Source organism: Streptomyces spinosisporus (assembly GCF_022698145.1).
In the GTDB taxonomy this organism is placed as follows: Bacteria; Actinomycetota; Actinomycetes; order Streptomycetales; family Streptomycetaceae; genus Streptomyces; species Streptomyces spinosisporus.
Window position 1 is genome coordinate 48,512 of the sequence record NZ_JALDAX010000025.1, and the last position, 18,411, is coordinate 66,922.

The 18,411-nt window shown below is 70.2% G+C and carries 20 protein-coding genes; 12 read left to right on the top strand and 8 right to left on the bottom strand.

What is annotated here, in order from left to right; translation table 11 throughout:
* Positions 1–94 precede the first annotated feature (94 nt).
* Positions 95–706: a hypothetical protein gene (locus tag MQN93_RS39795; protein ID WP_199786607.1), complete on the bottom strand. Its 612-nt coding sequence runs from the start codon at positions 704–706 to the stop codon at positions 95–97.
* Between the two features lie 349 nt (positions 707–1,055).
* On the opposite strand from MQN93_RS39795, the gene hemL reads away from it, so the two are divergent.
* From hemL to ccsB, 7 genes are all read left to right on the top strand, one after another.
* On the top strand, positions 1,056–2,375 hold the full coding sequence (gene hemL / locus MQN93_RS39800) for a glutamate-1-semialdehyde 2,1-aminomutase (RefSeq protein ID WP_242713332.1): 1,320 nt from the start codon (positions 1,056–1,058) through the stop codon (positions 2,373–2,375).
* Complete coding sequence (locus MQN93_RS39805) at positions 2,372–3,082, top strand: histidine phosphatase family protein (protein WP_242713333.1); 711 nt, start codon at positions 2,372–2,374, stop codon at positions 3,080–3,082. The genes hemL and MQN93_RS39805 overlap by 4 nt, the downstream gene beginning before the upstream one ends.
* Before the next feature lie 145 nt (positions 3,083–3,227).
* Positions 3,228–4,505 (top strand): polysaccharide deacetylase family protein, encoded by a 1,278-nt coding sequence (locus tag MQN93_RS39810; protein WP_242713334.1) that lies wholly within the window; start codon positions 3,228–3,230, stop codon positions 4,503–4,505.
* 45 nt (positions 4,506–4,550) lie between these two features.
* On the top strand, positions 4,551–5,168 hold the full coding sequence (locus tag MQN93_RS39815) for a TlpA family protein disulfide reductase (RefSeq protein WP_016437544.1): 618 nt from the start codon (positions 4,551–4,553) through the stop codon (positions 5,166–5,168).
* Position 5,169: 1 nt separating this feature from the next.
* Positions 5,170–5,940: a cytochrome c biogenesis CcdA family protein gene (locus tag MQN93_RS39820; protein WP_016437545.1), complete on the top strand. Its 771-nt coding sequence runs from the start codon at positions 5,170–5,172 to the stop codon at positions 5,938–5,940.
* 3 nt (positions 5,941–5,943) lie between these two features.
* Positions 5,944–7,680 carry a cytochrome c biogenesis protein ResB gene (gene resB, locus MQN93_RS39825; RefSeq protein WP_242713335.1) on the top strand — a complete coding sequence of 579 codons (1,737 nt, stop codon included), beginning with the start codon at positions 5,944–5,946 and terminating at the stop codon, positions 7,678–7,680.
* A complete protein-coding gene (gene ccsB / locus MQN93_RS39830; protein ID WP_242713336.1) occupies positions 7,677–8,777 on the top strand; it encodes a c-type cytochrome biogenesis protein CcsB in 1,101 nt (366 codons plus the stop codon). The genes resB and ccsB overlap by 4 nt, the downstream gene beginning before the upstream one ends.
* 9 nt (positions 8,778–8,786) lie before the next feature.
* Here the strand turns inward: ccsB and MQN93_RS39835 are convergent, their stop codons facing one another.
* The 5 genes from MQN93_RS39835 to MQN93_RS39855 all read right to left on the bottom strand — a co-directional run bounded on the left by MQN93_RS39835 (position 8,787) and on the right by MQN93_RS39855 (position 13,089).
* Positions 8,787–9,758: an isopenicillin N synthase family dioxygenase gene (locus MQN93_RS39835; protein WP_242713360.1), complete on the bottom strand. Its 972-nt coding sequence runs from the start codon at positions 9,756–9,758 to the stop codon at positions 8,787–8,789.
* Positions 9,755–10,204, bottom strand: a complete 450-nt coding sequence (locus MQN93_RS39840; RefSeq protein WP_016437549.1) for a nucleoside deaminase — start codon at positions 10,202–10,204, stop codon at positions 9,755–9,757. The genes MQN93_RS39835 and MQN93_RS39840 overlap by 4 nt, the downstream gene beginning before the upstream one ends.
* A gap of 91 nt (positions 10,205–10,295) precedes the next feature.
* Positions 10,296–11,195, bottom strand: a complete 900-nt coding sequence (locus MQN93_RS39845) for a transglutaminase-like domain-containing protein (protein WP_242713337.1) — start codon at positions 11,193–11,195, stop codon at positions 10,296–10,298.
* Between the two features lie 150 nt (positions 11,196–11,345).
* Positions 11,346–12,059 carry a TioE family transcriptional regulator gene (locus MQN93_RS39850; protein WP_242713338.1) on the bottom strand — a complete coding sequence of 238 codons (714 nt, stop codon included), beginning with the start codon at positions 12,057–12,059 and terminating at the stop codon, positions 11,346–11,348.
* A 55-nt stretch (positions 12,060–12,114) separates the two neighbouring features.
* Entirely contained in the window at positions 12,115–13,089 is a 975-nt protein-coding gene (locus tag MQN93_RS39855) for a quinone oxidoreductase family protein (RefSeq protein WP_242713339.1), read from the bottom strand.
* 92 nt (positions 13,090–13,181) lie between these two features.
* Between MQN93_RS39855 and MQN93_RS39860 the strand changes: the two genes are divergently transcribed.
* Positions 13,182–13,517 carry an ArsR/SmtB family transcription factor gene (locus MQN93_RS39860; protein WP_242713340.1) on the top strand — a complete coding sequence of 112 codons (336 nt, stop codon included), beginning with the start codon at positions 13,182–13,184 and terminating at the stop codon, positions 13,515–13,517.
* A gap of 46 nt (positions 13,518–13,563) precedes the next feature.
* On the opposite strand, the gene MQN93_RS39865 is transcribed toward MQN93_RS39860, so the two are convergent.
* Complete coding sequence (locus MQN93_RS39865; protein ID WP_242713341.1) at positions 13,564–13,992, bottom strand: PLD nuclease N-terminal domain-containing protein; 429 nt, start codon at positions 13,990–13,992, stop codon at positions 13,564–13,566.
* Between the two features lie 88 nt (positions 13,993–14,080).
* Between MQN93_RS39865 and MQN93_RS39870 the strand changes: the two genes are divergently transcribed.
* Positions 14,081–15,535, top strand: a complete 1,455-nt coding sequence (locus MQN93_RS39870) for a menaquinone biosynthesis decarboxylase (RefSeq protein WP_242713342.1) — start codon at positions 14,081–14,083, stop codon at positions 15,533–15,535.
* Positions 15,532–16,434 carry a menaquinone biosynthesis prenyltransferase MqnP gene (gene mqnP / locus MQN93_RS39875; RefSeq protein WP_016437556.1) on the top strand — a complete coding sequence of 301 codons (903 nt, stop codon included), beginning with the start codon at positions 15,532–15,534 and terminating at the stop codon, positions 16,432–16,434. The genes MQN93_RS39870 and mqnP overlap by 4 nt, the downstream gene beginning before the upstream one ends.
* A 27-nt stretch (positions 16,435–16,461) precedes the next feature.
* Here mqnP and MQN93_RS39880 read toward each other — a convergent pair whose 3' ends face one another.
* Positions 16,462–17,061, bottom strand: coding sequence for a rhomboid family intramembrane serine protease (locus tag MQN93_RS39880; protein WP_242713343.1), 600 nt, complete (start codon positions 17,059–17,061; stop codon positions 16,462–16,464).
* 92 nt (positions 17,062–17,153) lie between these two features.
* Between MQN93_RS39880 and MQN93_RS39885 the strand changes: the two genes are divergently transcribed.
* Positions 17,154–17,834, top strand: coding sequence for a UbiX family flavin prenyltransferase (locus MQN93_RS39885; protein ID WP_242713344.1), 681 nt, complete (start codon positions 17,154–17,156; stop codon positions 17,832–17,834).
* Between the two features lie 98 nt (positions 17,835–17,932).
* Complete coding sequence (locus tag MQN93_RS39890) at positions 17,933–18,388, top strand: Lrp/AsnC family transcriptional regulator (RefSeq protein WP_016437559.1); 456 nt, start codon at positions 17,933–17,935, stop codon at positions 18,386–18,388.
* The last annotated feature ends 23 nt before the right edge of the window (positions 18,389–18,411 follow it).

Below are 18,411 nucleotides of genomic sequence, written 5' to 3' on the forward strand. Positions count from 1 at the left end.
GGGCCGAGTGTCAGACTCACCGGCGCTGAAACAGCCGGCGGGTCCGGAGGGGGAGTTCGGGGGCAGGCCAAGACACAGTGACCGCAAGCCAAGCTCACGGCCAGACAAGGCAATAGGGCTGATGCCCCGCCTCATGCAGCCGATGGCTGAAGTCCTGCCACTCGTGCAGCAGCTGGTACACGTTGAACGCGTCGCGCGGACCCCCGCGGTCCGGGACCGTCGACCAGATGAAGGCTGCGGCGCCCACCGCCTCCTCGCCTATGCCGCGCAGGGGGTCGACGACGGTCGTGGGGAGTTTGACCACGGCGTAGTCGGGGTGGAGGACGACCAGTTCCAGCGGGGGGACCTTGTGCAGGGGGACGCCTTCGATGCCGGTGAGGACCATCGCCGCCATCGTCTCCGGCTTGATCTTGGTGAACATGCCGTTCATCCCGAGCTCGTCGCCGCCGAGTTCCTCCGGGCGCATCGAGATCGGGACGCGGGCAGCGGTCGCACCGTCCGGCGCGCCGAAGTACTTGTAGGTCACCCCCACCCGACCACCATTCCTGCTCCCCGACCGGAGCGACTCGGCCCGGCCGGGCTCGTTCGATAGACCCTGAGTCTGACGGGCTTCGGCCTCCTCCGCCGCGCGTCGGTGCCTTCCCCGCCGGGCACGTCGAGGACCCAGGTCGTCAGTCCCCTCGCCCAGTCCGCCACCGCGATGCATATCTCCACCCGACTGCTTTTCTAGGACGCGTGGCCCCCGCCGCGCAACCCGATCATCGTGTCAGTGACCTCCCCCACGGCCGCCCGCCGAAACGTGCGCTGAAACACCTGTCCGCAGGATCTTCGCAGCCCCTGAACACGCCTCCGTACATCCATCTGAGCATCTATACGTACGCAGGGCCGTTTGAGCTGTGTGAATCAGGTCCCAGTTTCGCAGATCATCCCGGGAGGCGGCCGGCTCCCGGTCGGCGGCAGCGCCCCGCTGTCACCGGCACCCCCTGGCCTACCCTGAGGAGGTCACTGGCAACCGGAGCCGGAAGAGTCGGAGAAGGTCGGAGAAGTCGCGGGTCATGAGCGAACTGCCATATTCATACGAAGCGCCTGTCTCGCAGGCTCTGTTCGACCGGGCCGAGGCCGTCACACCGGGCGGTGTGAACTCGCCCGTGCGCGCCTTCCGTGCCGTGGGCGGCACGCCCCGCTTCATGGTCGCGGGCAAGGGGGCGTATCTGACGGACGCGGACGGCCGGGACTACGTCGACCTGGTGTGTTCCTGGGGACCGATGATCCTCGGGCACTCCCACCCCGAGGTCGTCGCCGCCGTCCAGGAGGCCGTCGCGCGCGGCACCTCCTTCGGCACGCCCGGTGAGGGCGAGGTCGCGCTGGCCGAGGAGATGGTCGCCCGGATCGAGCCCCTGGAGCAGGTGCGGCTCGTCTCCAGCGGGACCGAGGCGACCATGAGCGCCATCCGGCTGGCCCGCGGGTTCACCCGCCGCTCCAAGGTGATCAAGTTCGCCGGGTGTTACCACGGTCATGTCGACTCGCTGCTGGCCTCGGCGGGCAGCGGGGTCGCGACCTTCGCGCTGCCCGACACCCCCGGCGTCACCGGCGCCCAGGCCGGCGACACCATCGTCCTGCCGTACAACGACCTGGAGTCCGTCCACGAGGCCTTCCACCGCCACCCCGGCGAGATCGCCTGTGTGATCACCGAGGCCTCGCCCGGGAACATGGGCGTCGTGCCGCCCCGGCCCGGCTTCAACCAGGGGCTGAAGGACGCCTGCGAGAAGAACGGCGCGCTGTTCATCTCCGACGAGGTGATGACCGGCTTCCGCACCAGCCGCGCCGGGTGGTACGGCATCGACGGCGTACGGCCCGACCTGATGACCTTCGGCAAGGTCATGGGCGGCGGCTTCCCGGCCGCGGCCTTCGGCGGCCGCGCCGACGTCATGGCGCACCTCGCGCCCGCCGGACCCGTCTACCAGGCCGGCACCCTCTCCGGGAACCCGGTCGCCACCGCCGCCGGCCTCGCCCAGCTGCGGCTGCTCGACGACGCCGCGTACGACAAGGTCGACGCCGTATCGGAGCAGATCCGCACGCTCGTCACCGAGGCGCTGACCAAGGAGGGCGTGGCGCACCGGCTGCAGAACGCCTCCAACATGTTCTCCGTCTTCTTCACGGACCGTGAGGTCCGCGACTACGAGGACGCCAAGAAGCAGGAGTCCTTCCGCTTCACCGCCTTCTTCCACTCGATGCTGTCGCAGGGCGTCTATCTGCCGCCCTCGTCCTTCGAGTCCTGGTTCGTGTCCACGGCCCACGACGAACAGGCCGTACAGCGCATCGCCGACGCCCTTCCGGCGGCGGCCCGAGCGGCGGCGGAGGCCACGGCAGCATGAGCGAGAGCAGCAACACGGCGGGCAGCGACATCACCGTCGTCCATGTGATGCGCCACGGCGAGGTCGACAACCCCAGCGGGGTCCTGTACGGGCGCCTCGGCGGATACCACCTCTCCGAGCTCGGCCGGCAGATGGCCGACCGGGTCGCCGAGCACCTGGCGCCGCGCGACATCACCTATGTCTGCGCCTCCCCGCTGGAGCGCGCCCAGGAGACGGCGACACCGATCGCCAAGGCGCACGGTCTCGACCTCGCCACCGACGAGCGGCTCATCGAGGCCGACAACGTCTTCCAGGGCAGGACCTTCGGCGTCGGGGACGGCGCGCTGCGCCGGCCCGCCAACTGGAAGTACCTGACCAACCCCTTCAAGCCGTCGTGGGGCGAGCCGTACGTCGACATCGTCGTACGGATGATGCAGGCGCTGGAGGCCGCCAAGGAGCAGGCCCGCGGGCACGAGGCGGTCCTCGTCAGCCATCAGCTGCCGATCTGGACCGTGCGGTCGTACGTCGAGAAGCGGCGCCTGTGGCACGACCCGCGCAAGCGGCAGTGCACGCTGGCGTCCCTGACGAGCTTCACCTACCAGGGCGACAAGCTCGTCTCCGTCGGCTACAGCGAACCGGCCCGCGATCTCGTCCCCGCCCATCTCCTCGCGGGCGCGAAGCCGGCCAAGGGCAAGGACAAGGGTCGGAGCAAGGCCTTCGGCGCCTGAGCGGGAGAGGGAACTCGCCCCGTTTGGGTTCCCTGTACTGCCCGTGCTGTTTTGTTACGAGAGCAACATATTTGCGATGAACCTCCCCGTTCGTCATGTCCTCTGACTGGGTGACCAGCACAGGACATGACGAATCGGGGTTGGAATGCGCGCTCTCACTCGCAGGGGAATGCTCGGTCTCGGCGCGGGTGCCGCGGCCGCCGCCGGGCTCTCGGCGTGCGGCTCCCTCAAACCGTCAGACGGGTCCACCCATGCTTCGGGTTCCCAGGGCGGCAGGTCCGGCAGCTCAGTGCCCTCCGCCCGCCCCATCGGCGACGGTTCGACCTCGTACACCGGCAAGCAGCCCCACCAGCCGGACAGGCCCGAGCCGTTGGAGCCCGGTCAGGCCCCGCCCCAGTTCGTGATCTTCTCCTGGGACGGCGCCGGCGAGGTCGGCAACGGCCTCTTCCCGCGCTTCCTCGACCTGGCGAAGGAGCACGGCGCGTCCATGACCTTCTTCCTGTCCGGGCTGTATCTGCTGCCCGAGTCCAAGAAGCGCCTCTACGACCCGCCGAACAACCCGCGCGGCGCCTCCGACATCGGCTACCTCACGAACGAGCACATCAAGGCCACGCTCACCAACGTCCGCCGCGCCTGGCTCGAAGGGCACGAGATAGGCACCCACTTCAACGGCCACTTCTGCTCCGGCTACGGCACCGTCGGCAACTGGACGCCCGCGCAGTGGAGGAGCGAGATCCAGCAGGCGAAGGCCTTCGTGAAGGAGTGGCGCAGCAACACCGGCTTCAGCGACCTGCCCTCCCTGCCCTTCGACTACGACAAGGAACTCGTCGGCGGGCGCACCCCCTGTCTGCTCGGCCAGAACAACCTGCTGCCCACCGCCAAGGAACTCGGCTGGCGCTACGACGCCTCCTCGCCCGGCGGCCGCCAGGTCTGGCCCGTGAAGAAGCAGGGCGTCTGGGACCTGCCGCTGCAGCAGATCCCCTTCCCCGGGCGCAGCTTCGAGGTCCTGTCGATGGACTACAACATGCTCGCGAACCAGTCGGTCAACTCGACCAACGCCCCCGCCTACCACTACCCGGCCTGGCGCACCCAGGCAGCGAACGCCTACATATCCGGCTTCAAGCGGGCGTACGAGACCAACCGGGCGCCCTTCTTCGTCGGCAACCACTTCGAGCAGTGGAACGGCGGCATCTACATGGACGCCGTCGAGGAGGCGTTCAAGCACATCGCGCGCGAGAAGGACAAGGGCGCGGACGTGCGCCTCGTCTCCTTCAGGCAGTACGTCGACTGGATGGACGTACAAAAGCCCGAGGTGCTCGCCAAGCTGCGCACGCTCGACGTCGGACAGGCTCCCGCGGGCGGCTGGAAGTCCTTCCTGAAGGAGGCCGCGTCGACGCCTTCGTCGACCGCCTCCGCGACCTGAGGGGGGTGCGCAAGATCCCCAGAACGGGCATGCGAAACTTTTCACATGAGTGCCGCCAACCGCGCCCCCTTGCGCTCGAAGCTCAGCCGTGCCGCCCTGCTCCCCGCGGTGGCCGCGGCCTCCGCGCTGACCCTGTCCGCGTGCAGCAGCGGGGGCGCCTCCGGCGGGGGCGGTGACACCAACTTCGTCATGGGCAAGGACGGCATCTCCACCGCCAAGAAGGGGGAGCGGGCGGCGGCACCCGACCTCTCCGGCAAGACGGTCAACGGGGGAAAGCTCGACGTCGCCTCCTACAAGGGCAAGGTCGTCGTCCTGAACGTCTGGGGCTCCTGGTGCGCGCCCTGCCGTGCCGAGGCGCCCAACTTCGAGAAGGTCTCCAAGGACCTCGGGACCAAGGGCGTCCAGTTCGTCGGCATCAACACCCGCGACACCAGCATCCAGAACGCGGTCGCCTTCGAGAAGCAGTACGGCATCAGCTACGAGAGCCTGTACGACCCCACGGGAAAGCTGATGCTCCGCTTCAAGAAGGGCACCCTCAACCCGCAGGCCGTCCCCTCCACGCTCGTCCTCGACCGCGAGGGGAAGATCGCCGCCCGCTCGCTTGCCGGGCTCAGCGAGGACAACCTGCGCAAGATGATCGCCCCGGTCCTCGCGGAGAAGTGACGTGACCTCAGTCACCACGCTCGCCGCGACGGGCTACAACGGCACGGTGCTCAACGGCGCACTGCTGGTCGCCCTGCCCATCGCGCTGCTCGGCGGTCTCGTCTCCTTCTTCTCCCCGTGCGTCCTGCCGCTGGTCCCCGGCTATCTCTCCTACGTCACCGGCGTCACCGGCACCGACCTGGCCGAGGCCCGGCGCGGCCGGATGGTCGCCGGCGCCTCTCTCTTCGTGCTCGGCTTCACCGCCGTCTTCGTCTCCAGCGGCGCCCTGTTCGGCTTCTTCGGCGACACGCTGCAGGACAACAAGGGCGTCCTGTCGAAGGTGCTGGGCGGGCTCATGATCCTCATGGGCATCTTCTTCATGGGGCTGATGCCCTGGATGACCCAGCGCGAGTTCCGCCTCCACAAGCGGCCCGTGGCGGGCCTGGCGGGCGCCCCCGTCCTCGGCGCGCTGTTCGGCATCGGCTGGACGCCGTGCATCGGCCCGACGCTCGCCTCCGTGCTGGCCCTGTCCTCCCAGCAGTCCAGCGCGGGCCGCGGTGCCATACTGACCGTCGCCTACTGCCTCGGCCTCGGTGTGCCCTTCGTGCTCGCCGCGGTCGCCTTCCGCAAGGCGCTCGGCGCCTTCGGCTGGGTCAAGCGCCACTACGTCTGGGTGATGCGGATCGGCGGCACGATGATGATCGTGACCGGTCTGCTGCTGCTCACCGGCGCCTGGGACCGTCTCGTGCAGGACATGCAGTCCTGGTCCGCCGGCTTCACCGTGGGGATCTGATCGATGAGCAAGACCACGACCGCCGCCACGCCCCCCGAGCGGGCCGACGAACCCGACCTCGGCGCCGCCGGCTCCCAGCTGTCCACCGCCCCCCGGGAGGAACCCCCCAACCTGCCCGCGATGGGCGTCATCGGCTGGGCCCGGTGGTTCTGGCGGCAGCTGACCTCGATGCGGGTCGCGCTGCTGCTGCTCCTGCTCCTCTCGCTCGGTGCGATCCCCGGTTCGCTGATCCCGCAGTCCGGCACCGACGAGACGAAGGTCGCCGACTTCCGCAAGGCGCACACCGTCCTCGCGCCCGTCTACGACAGGCTCGGCCTCTTCCACGTCTACAGCTCGGTGTGGTTCTCCGCGATCTACATCCTGCTGTTCGTCTCCCTGGTCGGCTGCATCATCCCGCGCACCTGGCAGTTCGTCGGCCAGCTGCGCGGCCGCCCGCCGGGCGCACCCAAGCGGCTGACCCGGCTGCCCGCGTACACCACCTGGCGCACCGACGCCCGGCCCGAGCAGGTCCGCGAGGCCGCGCTCGCCCAGCTGAGGAAGCGCCGCTTCCGCGCGCACCTCGCCGGTGACGCCGTCGCCGCCGAGAAGGGCTATCTGCGCGAGGTCGGCAACCTCGCCTTCCACATCGCGCTGATCGTGCTGCTGATCTCCTTCGGCTGGGGCCAGCTCTTCAAGTCCGAGGGCAACAAGCTCGTCGTCGAGGGCGACGGCTTCTCCAACACCGCGACGCAGTACGACGACTTCAAGTCCGGCAACCTCTTCACCATCGACGACCTGGTGCCGTTCAGCTTCACCCTGGACAAGTTCACCGGCACCTACGAGGCCAGCGGGCCCAACAAGGGCACCCCCCGCCTCTACCAGGCCGCCATCGACTACAGCGTGGGCGCCTACGGCAAGGACCAGAAGGACCTGGTCAAGGTCAACGGCCCGCTGTCGATCGGCGACGCGAAGGTCTACCTCACGGCCCACGGCTACGCGCCCGTCATCACCGTCCGCGACGGCAAGGGCAAGGTCGTCTACCACGACGCCGTCCCCCTCCTTCCGCTCGACTCCAACGTCACCTCCACCGGCGTCATCAAGGTCCTCGACGGCTACGCCGACGCCAAGGGCGTCAGCGAGCAACTGGGCATCAAGGCCTTCCTGCTGCCCACGTACACCCCGGGCAACGAGACGGCCTCCACATTCCCCGCGCTGAAGAACCCGGTGCTGAACCTGGAGCCGTACCACGGCGACCTCGGCGTCAACTCCGGCATCCCGCAGAGCGTGTACCAGCTCGACAAATCGCATGTGAAGGGCTTCAAGGACGCCAAGGGCGCCCAGCTCAGGGCCAATCTGAAGCCCGGCCAGACCATGAAGCTCCCGAACGGCGCCGGCTCGGTCACCTACGACGGCACCAAGCAGTGGGCGAACTTCCAGATCGTCCAGCAGCCGGGCACCGACTGGGCGCTCGGCGGCGCGCTCGTCGCCATCTTCGGTCTCGCCGGCTCCCTGTTCATCCAGCGCCGCCGCGTCTGGGTGCGGGCGGTCAAGGGCGCCGACGGCGTGACCGTCGTGGAGATGGCCGGGCTCGGCCGCAGCGAATCCGCCAAGGTGCCCGAGGAACTCGGCGACCTCGCCCAGATCCTGTACGACAAGGCGCCGGGAGCGCCCGAGAGCGACGACGCCCCCGACGACTCCTCAGACCAAGACGACACCACCCCCGACCCTCACGTCGTACCTGCCGAAGGGGCTGAGAAGTGACTCTCGCCACCGGAACCGAGCTGGCCACCGCGGCCAACGAACACCTCGCGAACATCAGCAACACGCTGATCTACTCCGCGATGGCCGTCTACACCCTGGCCTTCTTCGCCTACATCGCCGAATGGCTCTTCGGCAGCCGCAGCAAGGTCGCGCGCACCGCGGCCGCGCTCACCACCAAGGCGGAGAAGACCAAGAGCGCCCCGGCCGTCACCGTGAAGACGGCCGGCGGCACCGCCGTACTGGAGCGGCCCAAGGTCGTCGTACGCTCCTCGGCCGGCTCGCGTGACGTGCCGGACGGGCCCGGGGCGCACGGCGGGGACGAGCAGGGCGATCTCTACGGGCGTATCGCCATCTCGCTCACCGTGCTCGCCTTCCTCGTGCATCTCTGCGGTGTGATCGCCCGCGCGGCCTCGGTGGAGCGGGCGCCGTGGGGCAACATGTACGAGTTCAACATCACCTTCTCCACCGTCGCCGTCGGTGTGTACCTGACGCTGCTCGCGCTGAAGAAGAACGTCCGCTGGCTCGGCCTGTTCCTGGTCACGACGGTCCTCCTCGATCTCGGCATCGCCGTCACCGTCTTGTACACCGCCAGCGACCAGTTGGTTCCCGCCCTTCACTCGTACTGGCTCTACATCCACGTCTCCACGGCCATCCTGTGCGGCGCGGTCTTCTACGTGGGTGCGGCGGGCACGCTGCTCTACCTGTTCAAGGACTCCTACGAGACCAAGCTGGAGAACGGCGGCACGCCCGGCCGGTTCGCGACGTCCTTCCTGGAGCGGATGCCCGCGTCCTCGTCCCTCGACAAGTTCGCCTACCGCCTGAACGCCGCCGTCTTCCCGCTGTGGACGTTCACGATCATCGCGGGCGCGATCTGGGCCGAGTCGGCCTGGGGCCGCTACTGGGGCTGGGACCCCAAGGAGACCTGGGCGTTCATCACCTGGGTCGCCTACGCCTGCTACCTGCACGCCCGCGCCACCGCCGGCTGGAAGGGCCGCAAGGCCGCCTATCTGGCCCTGATCGCCTTCGGCTGCTGGCTGTTCAACTACTACGGCGTCAACATCTTCGTCTCCGGCAAGCACTCCTACGCGGGCGTGTGACCTGCGCGCTCAGCCGACCGTGATCGAGTCGAGCTTGGCGCGCAGATACGCATGCGAGTCGACCGGTGGGTGGGCGATCCTGCCCACCGGCGCCGGCACGGACTCCACCAGGGTGCCCGGGGTGCACTCGCCGAAGTAGACGAGGGACATCAGCTCCTCCGAGGGCGCGTCGGCGGGCGGCGGCAGCACCCGGTGCCGCCCGGAGCGCCAGCGGTCGCCGGTCCAGCGGGCCAGCAGATCACCGATGTTGACGGTCAGGGCCGCCGGATCGTAGGGCGCGTCCTCCCAGCCGCCCTCGTCCGTCCACACCTGCAAGCCCCCCTTGCCCGCCTGCCGGTCCAGGACGGTCACCGTGCCGAAGTCGGTGTGCGGGCCGATACGGAACTGGCCCGGCTGCGGCGCGCCGAGGACGTCCGTGCCCGGATACCAGTTGATGTTGAAGCCGTACGTCGGGTGGTCCATGTGCCGGGAGAAGAAGTCCGGTTCCAGGCCCAGGGCCTCGCCCAGCAGCGACAGCAGCTGTTTCTCCAGCTCGGCCATCCGCTCCAGGTACTCCTCGCACAGCGCCTCGAGCTCCGGCACCTCGGCGGGATACACATTGGGCGCGTACCACTCGGCGTTGACGACCGGGTCCTCGAAGGGCTCGTGCGTCGCGAAGGTCAGCGACTCCTTGAGGTCCGGCGGGGTCGGCGTGCCCTCCGCGCCACCGTTGGCCTCGGCGCCGGGCCCGAGCCAGCCGCGGCCGCCCACCTTCGCCTCGTACGGCCGCTTGGCCTCGACGGGCAGCGTGAAGAACGTCCGCGCGGCCGCCCGGATGCGGGCGCGCAGCGCGGGGTCGACGCCGTGCCCGGTGACCAGCAGGAACCCGGCCCGCTGCAGGGCCTCGTCGACGGTACGGGCGATCCGTGCGCGCTCCTCGGGGCCGCCCTCCAGCCAGGGCCGCAGGTCGACGGTGGGGATACGGGGGGGCAGGGGTGTCAGTCACCGATGTCCTCATTCCACAGGGCCGGGTTGTCCTTGACGAAGTCGCGCATCATCGCGGCGCACCCGGGATCGTCGAGCAGCACGATCTCCACGCCGTGCTCGGCCAGCCAGTCGTGCCCGCCGTGGAAGGTGGCCGCCTCGCCGACCACGACCCGCGAGATCCCGAACTGGCGGACCAGGCCGGAGCAGTACCAGCACGGCGAGAGGGTGGTCACCATCGTCGTGCCGCGATACGACCGCTGCCGTCCCGCCGCGCGGAACGCGGCCGTCTCCGCGTGCATCGAGGGGTCGTCGTCCTGGACGCGCCGGTTGCGGCCCCGTCCGAGGAGGGTGCCGTCGGCGCCGTAGAGGGCGGCGCCGATCGGGATGCCGCCCTCCGCGAGCCCGGCGCGGGCCTCCTCGACGGCGGTGGCGAGCCAGGTGCGTGCCTGTGCCTGATCCATGGTTCTCACTGTCCAGGGGTCGGGGCGCGGGGGCAACGCCGGGCTTTGGCCCGCGGTGGCGTGTGTGGCGTGTGCGGCGTGTGGCGGACGGTCAGCGCAGGGTGACCCGGCTCGGGCCGTTGAAGGGGGCGTAGCAGGTCACCGTCCTCGGGGTGCGCAGGACGTCGTCCTCGGCGAACAGGGTGCGTACGGCGTCGAAGGAGATGGTGCCGCTGACGACCGGGGCGACGCGGTCGTAGAAGAGACGGGCCGGTTCGGGCAGCGGGTCACCGGGCTCGCCCTCGGCCTCGCCCCAGACGTCCCACAGCAGGGTCTCCACCTTGTTCAGGGCGGCGAGGTCGAGGCGGATGTTGCCGCAGACGTAGCGCTCGCCCCAGAACGGACCCTGCTCCGGCGGGTGCAGCCCGAAGGTCTCCGGGTCCGCGCCGTCCTCGCGGATCGCCCGCCATGCCTCGCCCGCGACGAGGAAGCGGTCGCGCGGGACGTCCATCGGGTCGAAGCCGGGCTTCCAGTGGTCGGTGAGGAGGGGATCGGCGAGTTCGGCGTCGGCGAGCAGCCAGCCCCGCGCGTCGTCCCAGTACTCGGTGACGACGTGGTCGACGTGGAAGCCGTCGGACCCGAAGTAGTCGGCGAAGCCGACCCGGACGCGGGCGGGGACGCCGGCGTGACGCAGGAGCGAGACGTGCAGCAGGGCGAAGTCCCGGCAGGTCCCGACGAACCGGTCGCCCACCTCGCGCCGTTGGGGCAGCGGGGCGTCGTTCCGGGCGACGAGCGTGCGCAGGATGTCGTCGATGTAGCGGGTCTCGGCGTCGTTGTGCAGACGGTCGGCCGGGTGGGTGTGGCCGAAGAGTTCGCCCTCCATGCGGTGGATGAGCAAGTCCCTTGTGATGCGGGCGAGTTGTGCGGGGTCTCGCGGAAGTCCGGTGTAGAGGTGGGCGAGTTCGCCGGGGTCGGAGAAGGTGCTCTGCGTGGTGTGGAAGGCGAGGGACACGAAGCCTCACTCTCGGCGTCATCGGCCACGTGTTCGAATGCGGGCCGGTGCGGTTCACCGTGTCAAATTTCCCCGGGAAATGTCCAGTTGGCGGATGGACGGGCGGACGGATGGGCGGACGGATCGGCGGACCGAAGGGTGCGCCGGCGCTCAGGCGGGGTCGTCCGCGAGGTACGCGTGCAGTGCCCCCGCCCCTTCGAGCATCGCCCGTGTCCGCTCCGTCAGGGCCTGCCCGCGTGCGGTGATCGCCGACCGCAGCGCTGCACTGCTGCCCTCGCGGCGCAGGCCCTCCAGGACCGGGCGGATCTGGTCCAGGAGGTAGTGGCTGCGGCGCAGGGTGTGGATGAGGCGGGCGTCGCGCACGTCCGCCGGGCTGTAGGTGCGGTACCGCGTCCCGCGCTCCCGCCCGGGCGCGAGCAGCCCCGCCGCCTCCCACACCCTGAGGGCGGAGGGCCGCACCCCGAGCAGCGCGGCGACCTCCCCGACACGCAGCGCGCCGGGGCCGGGCAGCGGCTGCGGTTCCGCCCGCGCGAGCGCCTCCAGTGCCTCGCTCGCCGCCCGCAGATCCGACCGCTCGGTGTGCAGGGCGGCATGCGCGGCGTCCACGAGGGCGAGGGCGCCGGGCACGTCACCGGCGTGCACGGTGCGCATGATCCGCGTCGCCGCCACCGGGCCGTACCCCTTCGCCAGGGTGCGGTACGTCAGCAGCGCGCGCCGGTGCACCTGCGTGAAGGTGCGGTAACCCGACCCGGTGCGGACGGCCACCGGAAGGACGCCCGCCTCCTCGTAGTTGCGGATCTGCTGGGTGGAGACGCCGACCAGCCGGGCGAGGTCGACGGGGCGCAAGCGGTCGGCGTCCTTCATCTGGGTGAAGGGTACGCACTCGGCCGGGGACGCCGTCACCGGCGGTGCCCCAGCCCTACGCGTTCACCCTGAGCAACAGCTTCCCCGTGCTCGTGCGCGTGCCCATCAGGCGGTGTGCCTCCGCGGCTTCCTCCAGGGCGAACTCGGCGGTCACCGGCAGGGACACGGTGCCGTCCGCGACCTTGGCGAAGGCCCGCTCGGCGAGGGTGCGCAGCTCGTCGGGGGCCGTCGCCGCCAGGGTGAGGATCGAGAAGCCGCCGACCGAGATCCCGGACGGGTACAGCTCCGGCTGCCCCACGCTCCAGGCCGGCGCCGAGCTCGCGTTGCCGAAGGAGACCAGGCGCCCGAAGACCGCGAGCGAGGCCAGGCTGTCGCGGAAGGTCTCCCCGCCCACGGGATCGAGCGCGAGGTCGACGCCACGGCCGCCGGTGGCAGCCCGTACCGCCTCCGTGAAGGCGCCGACGAACACCTCGTCGTAGCCGTGCTCGCGGGCGTAGGCCGCCTTGGCCCCGCCCGACACCACCCCGTACACCGCCCCGGCGCCCGCGGCCCGCGCCAACTGCCCGACCACCGTGCCGACTCCGCCCGCGGCGCCCTGCACGAGCACGCTCTCGCCCGGCTGCAGCCGGCCCACCGCATGCACGAGGGCGTACGCCGTCGGCAGCACGGTGGGCAGCGTCGCCGCGGTGCGCAGGTCGAGCCCGGCCGGGACCGGGAACACCGTCGCCGCGTCCGCGAGCGCCACGTCCGCGTAGCCGCCGCTGTCCGTCAGGGCCGTCACCTCCTGCCCGGCGGACAGGCCGGTGACGCCCTCGCCGGTCGCGCGGATCCGGCCGGACACCTCCAGGCCGGGCACGAACGGCAGCCGCGGCACCCGGTACCCCTCACCGCGCGCCTTCAGGTCCGCGAAGTTCACGCCGGTGTACGCCACGTCGACGCTCACCTGGCCGGGGCCCGGCTCGGGGACCTCCGCCTCCACGACCTTCAGGACCTCGGGGCCGCCGTACTCCTGGAACTCGACCGCACGCATGCCGGCACTCCTCACGAGTGTTCGATAGGAAGCGAACACTCGCGAGTGTATGGTTTTCGTCGAACACTCGGCAAGGCGTGAAGGAGCCCCGCGTGGCGCAGCGCACCGGTCATCGGGCCGCCCCCGAGCACACCCACCCCGACGACGTCCCCGTCCTCACCGCGCTCGCGGCGCTCGCCGATCCCGTACGCCTCGTCCTGGTAAGGGAGTTGGCGGGCTCGGGCGACTGGACGCGCAGCTGCGGCAGCTTCGACGTGCCGGTCGGCAAGGCGGCGCTCAGCCATCACTTCGCGGTGCTCAGGGGCGCCGGTCTCGTGGAACAGCGCGACGAGGGGCCACGGCGCGTCAACCGCCTGCGCAGAACGGAGTTCGAGGCCCGCTTCCCGGGTCTGCTGGACCTCGTCCTGCGGGAGACGCCGACGGCCTGAGCGAAGGGGCCGACGGCCTGAAGGAGACGGCCTGAAGGAGAGGGGCCTACTCCTTGTCGCCGCTCTCCCGGTTCCCCTTGTTCTCCTTGTCCCCCTCGTTCCCCCGCTCCCGGCGCCGCAGTTCCTCCTCGCGGCGGCGCAGGTCGGCCTCCCAGTCCTTGAGGAGGGCCTCGTCCTTCTTGTTCTCCTCCTTGAGGGACTTCAGGAACTCGGGATTGTCGTCGGGGGCGACGAACTCGGTGCGGTGGTTGCGGTGCCACTCGGAGGGTGTGGAGCCGCCCGGGGCGCCCTGGCGCACCTTGCCGGCCACGAGCCAGGCGACGGGGCCGACCAGCACCTCGCCGAACAGCAGGATGATGATGACCCAGACCACCTTGGGCAGCCCGCGCACCTGCTCCTCGGGGGTGTTCAGACAGTCGATGAAGGCGAAGATCCACAGCGCCAGGACCAGCAGGAACGGCAGATACCTGAGCATGGTGGTGCGATCCCCCATCGGACGGCGGCGGGGCACTGTCCGGCCCCGGTGACGGGGTCAGGGTAGCGGGTGGCAGATACTGGGACGCATGGCTTACGACGATCTTCGCTCCCTGCTCAGGGCACTGGAACGCGAGGGCGACCTCAAGCGCGTCAAGGCCGAGGTCGACCCGTATCTGGAGGTCGGGGAGATCGTCGACCGGGTGCAGAAGGCGGGCGGACCGGCGCTGCTGTTCGAGAACGTGAAGGGCTCCGCCATGCCCCTCGCGATGAACGTCTTCGGCACCGACCGGCGGCTGCTGAAGGCCCTCGGCCTGAAGTCGTACGGGGACATCTCCGAGAAGATCGGCGGACTGCTGCGCCCCGAGCTGCCGCACGGCTTCGTCGGGGTGCGCGAGGCCTTCGGCAAGCTCGGCGCGATGACGCACGTACCGCCGAAGAAGGTGAAGGACGCCCCCGTGCAGGAGGTGGTGCTCACCGGCGACGACGTCGATCTCGACGCCCTGCCCGCGCTGTTCACCTGGCCCCGGGACGGCGGCTCCTTCTTCAACCTGGGCCTCACCCACACCAAGGACCCCGAGACCGGCATCCGCAACCTCGGGCTCTACCGCCTCCAGCGCCACGACCGGCGCACCATCGGCATGCACTGGCAGATCCACAAGGACAGCCGCAACCACTACCAGGTGGCGGCGAGGCGGGGCGAGCGGCTGCCGGTCGCGATCGCCTTCGGGTGCCCGCCCGCGGTGACGTACGCCTCCACGGCCCCGCTGCCCGGTGACATCGACGAGTACCTCTTCGCCGGGTTCATCGCCGGCAAGCGGATCGAGATGGTCGACTGCAAGACCGTGCCGCTGCAGGTGCCGGCGCAGGCGGAGGTCGTGATCGAGGGCTGGCTGGAGCCCGGCGAGATGCTCCCCGAGGGCCCCTTCGGCGACCACACCGGCTTCTACACGCCACAGGAGCCGTTCCCCGCGCTGACGATCGACTGCGTGACGATGCGCAGGCGGCCGCTGCTTCAGTCGATCGTCGTAGGCCGCCCTCCGACGGAGGACGGACCGCTGGGGCGTGCGACGGAGCGGTTCTTCCTCCCGCTGCTGAAGATCATCGTGCCGGACATCGTGGACTACCACCTGCCGGAGGCAGGCGGGTTCCACAACTGCGCGATCGTCTCGATCGACAAGAAGTACCCCAAGCATGCTCAAAAGGTGATGCACGCTGTCTGGGGGGCTCACATGATGTCCCTGACGAAGCTGATCGTGGTCGTGGACTCCGACTGCGACGTCCATGATCTGCACGAGGTCGCCTGGCGCGCCCTCGGCAACACGGACTACGCCCGCGACCTCAGCGTCGTCGAAGGCCCCGTCGACCATCTCGACCATGCCTCCTACCAGCAGTTCTGGGGCGGCAAGGCGGGCATCGACGCGACGAGGAAGTGGCCCGAGGAGGGCTACACGCGCGACGGCGGCTGGCCCGAGATGGTCCTTTCCGACCCGGAGACGGCGGCGAAGGTCGACCGCCGCTGGAAGGAGTACGGCCTTTCATGAGCAGCGCTTCTGCCGCGATCCCGCAGCCGGGAAGAACCAAGGCGTTCCTGCGCCTGGTGATGATCGAGCACTCGGTCTTCGCCCTGCCCTTCGCCTACATCGCCGCCCTCACCGCGATGTTCGAGTGGGACCGCAACATCCACTGGGGGCGGCTGCTCCTGGTCACCATCTGCATGGTGGGCCTGCGGACGTTCGCGATGGCGGTGAACCGGATCATCGACCGCGAGATCGACGCCCGCAATCCGCGCACCGCGCACCGGGAGCTGGTCACCGGCGCGATGTCGGTCAGGCACGCCTGGACGGGCGCGCTGATCGCGGTCGTGATCTTCCTGGGCTCGGCGGCCCTGCTCAACCCCCTCTGCTTCGCCCTCGCCCCCATCGCGGTGATCCCGATGGTGGTCTACCCCTACGGCAAGCGGTTCACGAACTTCCCGCAGGCCATCCTCGGCATCGCGCAGGCGATGGGCCCGATCGGCGGCTGGCTCGCGATCAGCGGGGAGTGGTCCTGGGACGCGACGCTCCTCGGCCTCGCCGTCGGCATCTGGATCGGCGGCTTCGACCTGATCTACGCCTGCCAGGACGTCGAGACCGACCGCAGGATCGGCGTCATGTCGGTTCCGGCCCGCTTCGGCATCCCGGCCGCGATCTGGGGCGCCCGCGTCTGCCACACGGCGGTCATGGCCCTGCTCATCGCGTACGCGGTGGCCACCGACGCCGGTGCCTTCTTCTGGATCGGCCTCATGATCGTCGCGGCCGCCTTCGTCTACGAGCACCACATCGTCCGCCCGCACGACCTGTCCCGCCTGAACCGCGCCTTCTTCAGCGTCAACGGCTTCATCGGCATCGCACTCTTCGTGTGCGCACTGCTGGACCTGCTGGTGCGTGGGCTGACCGTCTGAGCGGTCATCGCGCAGGGCGCACAGAGCTCACCGTATGAGCGCCGGAGGTGTGCCGCGGCGGAACCAGAACGCCGCGGCCACCCCCGTCGCCAGGCCGATCAGGTGGGCCTGCCAGCTGACGCCCGACTGCAGCGGGGACAGGCCCAGCAGGATCGAGCTGCCCCAGACGGCGCCCACCAGCAGGCCGACCACGATGCCGAGCGGACGGCGCTCCACGAACCCGCTGACCAGCAGGAAGCCGAAGAGGCCGAAGATCAGGCCGGAGGCGCCCGCCGTGTTGGTGTGCGCCGGGGCCATGAGCCACACACCGAGTCCGTCGGCCACGATGATCACCAGGGACAGGACGGCGAACCGGCGCAACCCGCCGAGGGCCGCGAGGAAGCCCATGACCAGCAGCGGCACGCTGTTGGCGGCCACATGGGCGAAGCCGAAGTGGATGAAGGCGGCGGGCACGACGTCGACCAGCTCGGACGGCTCGCGCGGGGTGATGCCCAGCCCGTCCAGCGCATGACCGCTCACCGCGTCGACCGCTTCCAGCAGCCACAGCAGCGCGACCCAGCCGACCATCAGCTTGGCCGCGGCCTTCGCGCGCTCCCCGCGCGACCACTCGAGCTCAGCGCCCTTCATGGCATCCCCCACCGCTCACTCGTTCCCCCCTGGGAAACGACCGGACCCCCTTGGCCGGTTCCCACCCCGCGACGCCGGATAGGCTCGGTGTTGTGAACCCAGCCAAGCCAGGAGAGACGCGGCGTACGCCTTGGATCGTAGGGGTGTCCGGCGCCTCCGGCACGCCTTATGCGGCCTCGGTGCTGCGCGCGCTTCTCGACGCGGGCGAGAGCGTGGACCTCGTCGTGTCGCGGGCCTCCCGGCTGACGCTGCTCGACGAGACCGGCATCTCCTTCCGGGACGCGCACTGGCGGGACGACCTGGGCGCATGGCTGAGCCGGGGCGCCGACGGAAAGCCCGGGATCTTCGAGACCGACCTCACCGACGTGCGGTACTGGAACGCGGGCGACCTCGCGGCCGGCCCGTCGTCGGGGTCGTACCCCACCAAGGGCATGCTGATCGTGCCCGCCTCCACGGCCTGTGTCGCGGGCGTCGCGCTCGGGCTGTCCAAGGATCTGCTGCAGCGGACGGCGAGCGTCACCCTCAAAGAGCGCCGTCCGCTGGTCGTGGCCGTACGCGAGACCCCGCTGAACGGCCAGACCCTCAGGCATCTCGTCGCGCTGGACGACGCGGGCGCGAGCGTGGTGCCGGCCTCACCGGGCTTCTACGCGGGCGCCACCCACATCCAGGACCTGGTGGACTTCGTCGCCGGGCGGGTGCTGGACGCCGCGGGCGTCGGGCACGGTCTGTACCGGCGGTGGAAGGGCGAACTGCACCGCGGCGCGGGCGAGTAGAGCAGGAAGCGGTACCTCAGCACTCCGGTACGTCAGTACCCCAGCACCTCAGCACCTCTCATCACTTCAGGAACTCTTCAGCGGAAGGCTTCGATCGCATGGACGCGGTGGACAGGCAGCTCATCCAGGCCCTGAGGGAGAACGGCCGGGCTTCCTACGCGGAGCTGGGACGCCTCGTCGGGCTGTCGGGACCCAGTGTCACCGACCGCATCAACCGGCTGGAGGCGGCCGGCGTCATCACCGGCTACCGCGCCACGGTCGACGCCGCCTCGCTCGGCCTCGGCGTCACCGCGCTCATCGGCATCTCGCTGTCCGACGCCACCGACCACGAGGACGTGGCCCAGCGGCTGAAGGACCTCTCCGAGATCGAGGACTGCTGGTTCATCGCGGGCGACGACTCGTACATGCTCAAGGTGCGGGCGGCGGACGTGGACGGCCTGGAGAAGATCATCCGCCGGCTCTCCGGCACCAAGGGCGTCTCCCGGACCCGTACCACCATCATCCTCTCCACGAAGTGGGAGAACCGGGTCGGGGAGCTGCCCGAGGAGGTCTGACCGCCGGGACGTACGGTGGTCGG

Bases quoted from the DNA above. Each gene is read 5' to 3' on its own strand.
- MQN93_RS39795 (WP_199786607.1), bottom strand. From the start codon at position 706: ATGCATCGCGGTGGCGGACTGGGCGAGGGGACTGACGACCTGGGTCCT.
- hemL (WP_242713332.1), top strand. From the start codon at position 1,056: ATGAGCGAACTGCCATATTCATACGAAGCGCCTGTCTCGCAGGCTCTG.
- MQN93_RS39805 (WP_242713333.1), top strand. From the start codon at position 2,372: ATGAGCGAGAGCAGCAACACGGCGGGCAGCGACATCACCGTCGTCCAT.
- MQN93_RS39810 (WP_242713334.1), top strand. From the start codon at position 3,228: ATGCGCGCTCTCACTCGCAGGGGAATGCTCGGTCTCGGCGCGGGTGCC.
- MQN93_RS39815 (WP_016437544.1), top strand. From the start codon at position 4,551: ATGAGTGCCGCCAACCGCGCCCCCTTGCGCTCGAAGCTCAGCCGTGCC.
- resB (WP_242713335.1), top strand. From the start codon at position 5,944: ATGAGCAAGACCACGACCGCCGCCACGCCCCCCGAGCGGGCCGACGAA.
- MQN93_RS39840 (WP_016437549.1), bottom strand. From the start codon at position 10,204: ATGGATCAGGCACAGGCACGCACCTGGCTCGCCACCGCCGTCGAGGAG.
- MQN93_RS39850 (WP_242713338.1), bottom strand. From the start codon at position 12,059: ATGAAGGACGCCGACCGCTTGCGCCCCGTCGACCTCGCCCGGCTGGTC.
- MQN93_RS39855 (WP_242713339.1), bottom strand. From the start codon at position 13,089: ATGCGTGCGGTCGAGTTCCAGGAGTACGGCGGCCCCGAGGTCCTGAAG.
- MQN93_RS39865 (WP_242713341.1), bottom strand. From the start codon at position 13,992: ATGCTCAGGTATCTGCCGTTCCTGCTGGTCCTGGCGCTGTGGATCTTC.
- MQN93_RS39870 (WP_242713342.1), top strand. From the start codon at position 14,081: ATGGCTTACGACGATCTTCGCTCCCTGCTCAGGGCACTGGAACGCGAG.
- mqnP (WP_016437556.1), top strand. From the start codon at position 15,532: ATGAGCAGCGCTTCTGCCGCGATCCCGCAGCCGGGAAGAACCAAGGCG.
- MQN93_RS39880 (WP_242713343.1), bottom strand. From the start codon at position 17,061: ATGAAGGGCGCTGAGCTCGAGTGGTCGCGCGGGGAGCGCGCGAAGGCC.
- MQN93_RS39890 (WP_016437559.1), top strand. From the start codon at position 17,933: ATGGACGCGGTGGACAGGCAGCTCATCCAGGCCCTGAGGGAGAACGGC.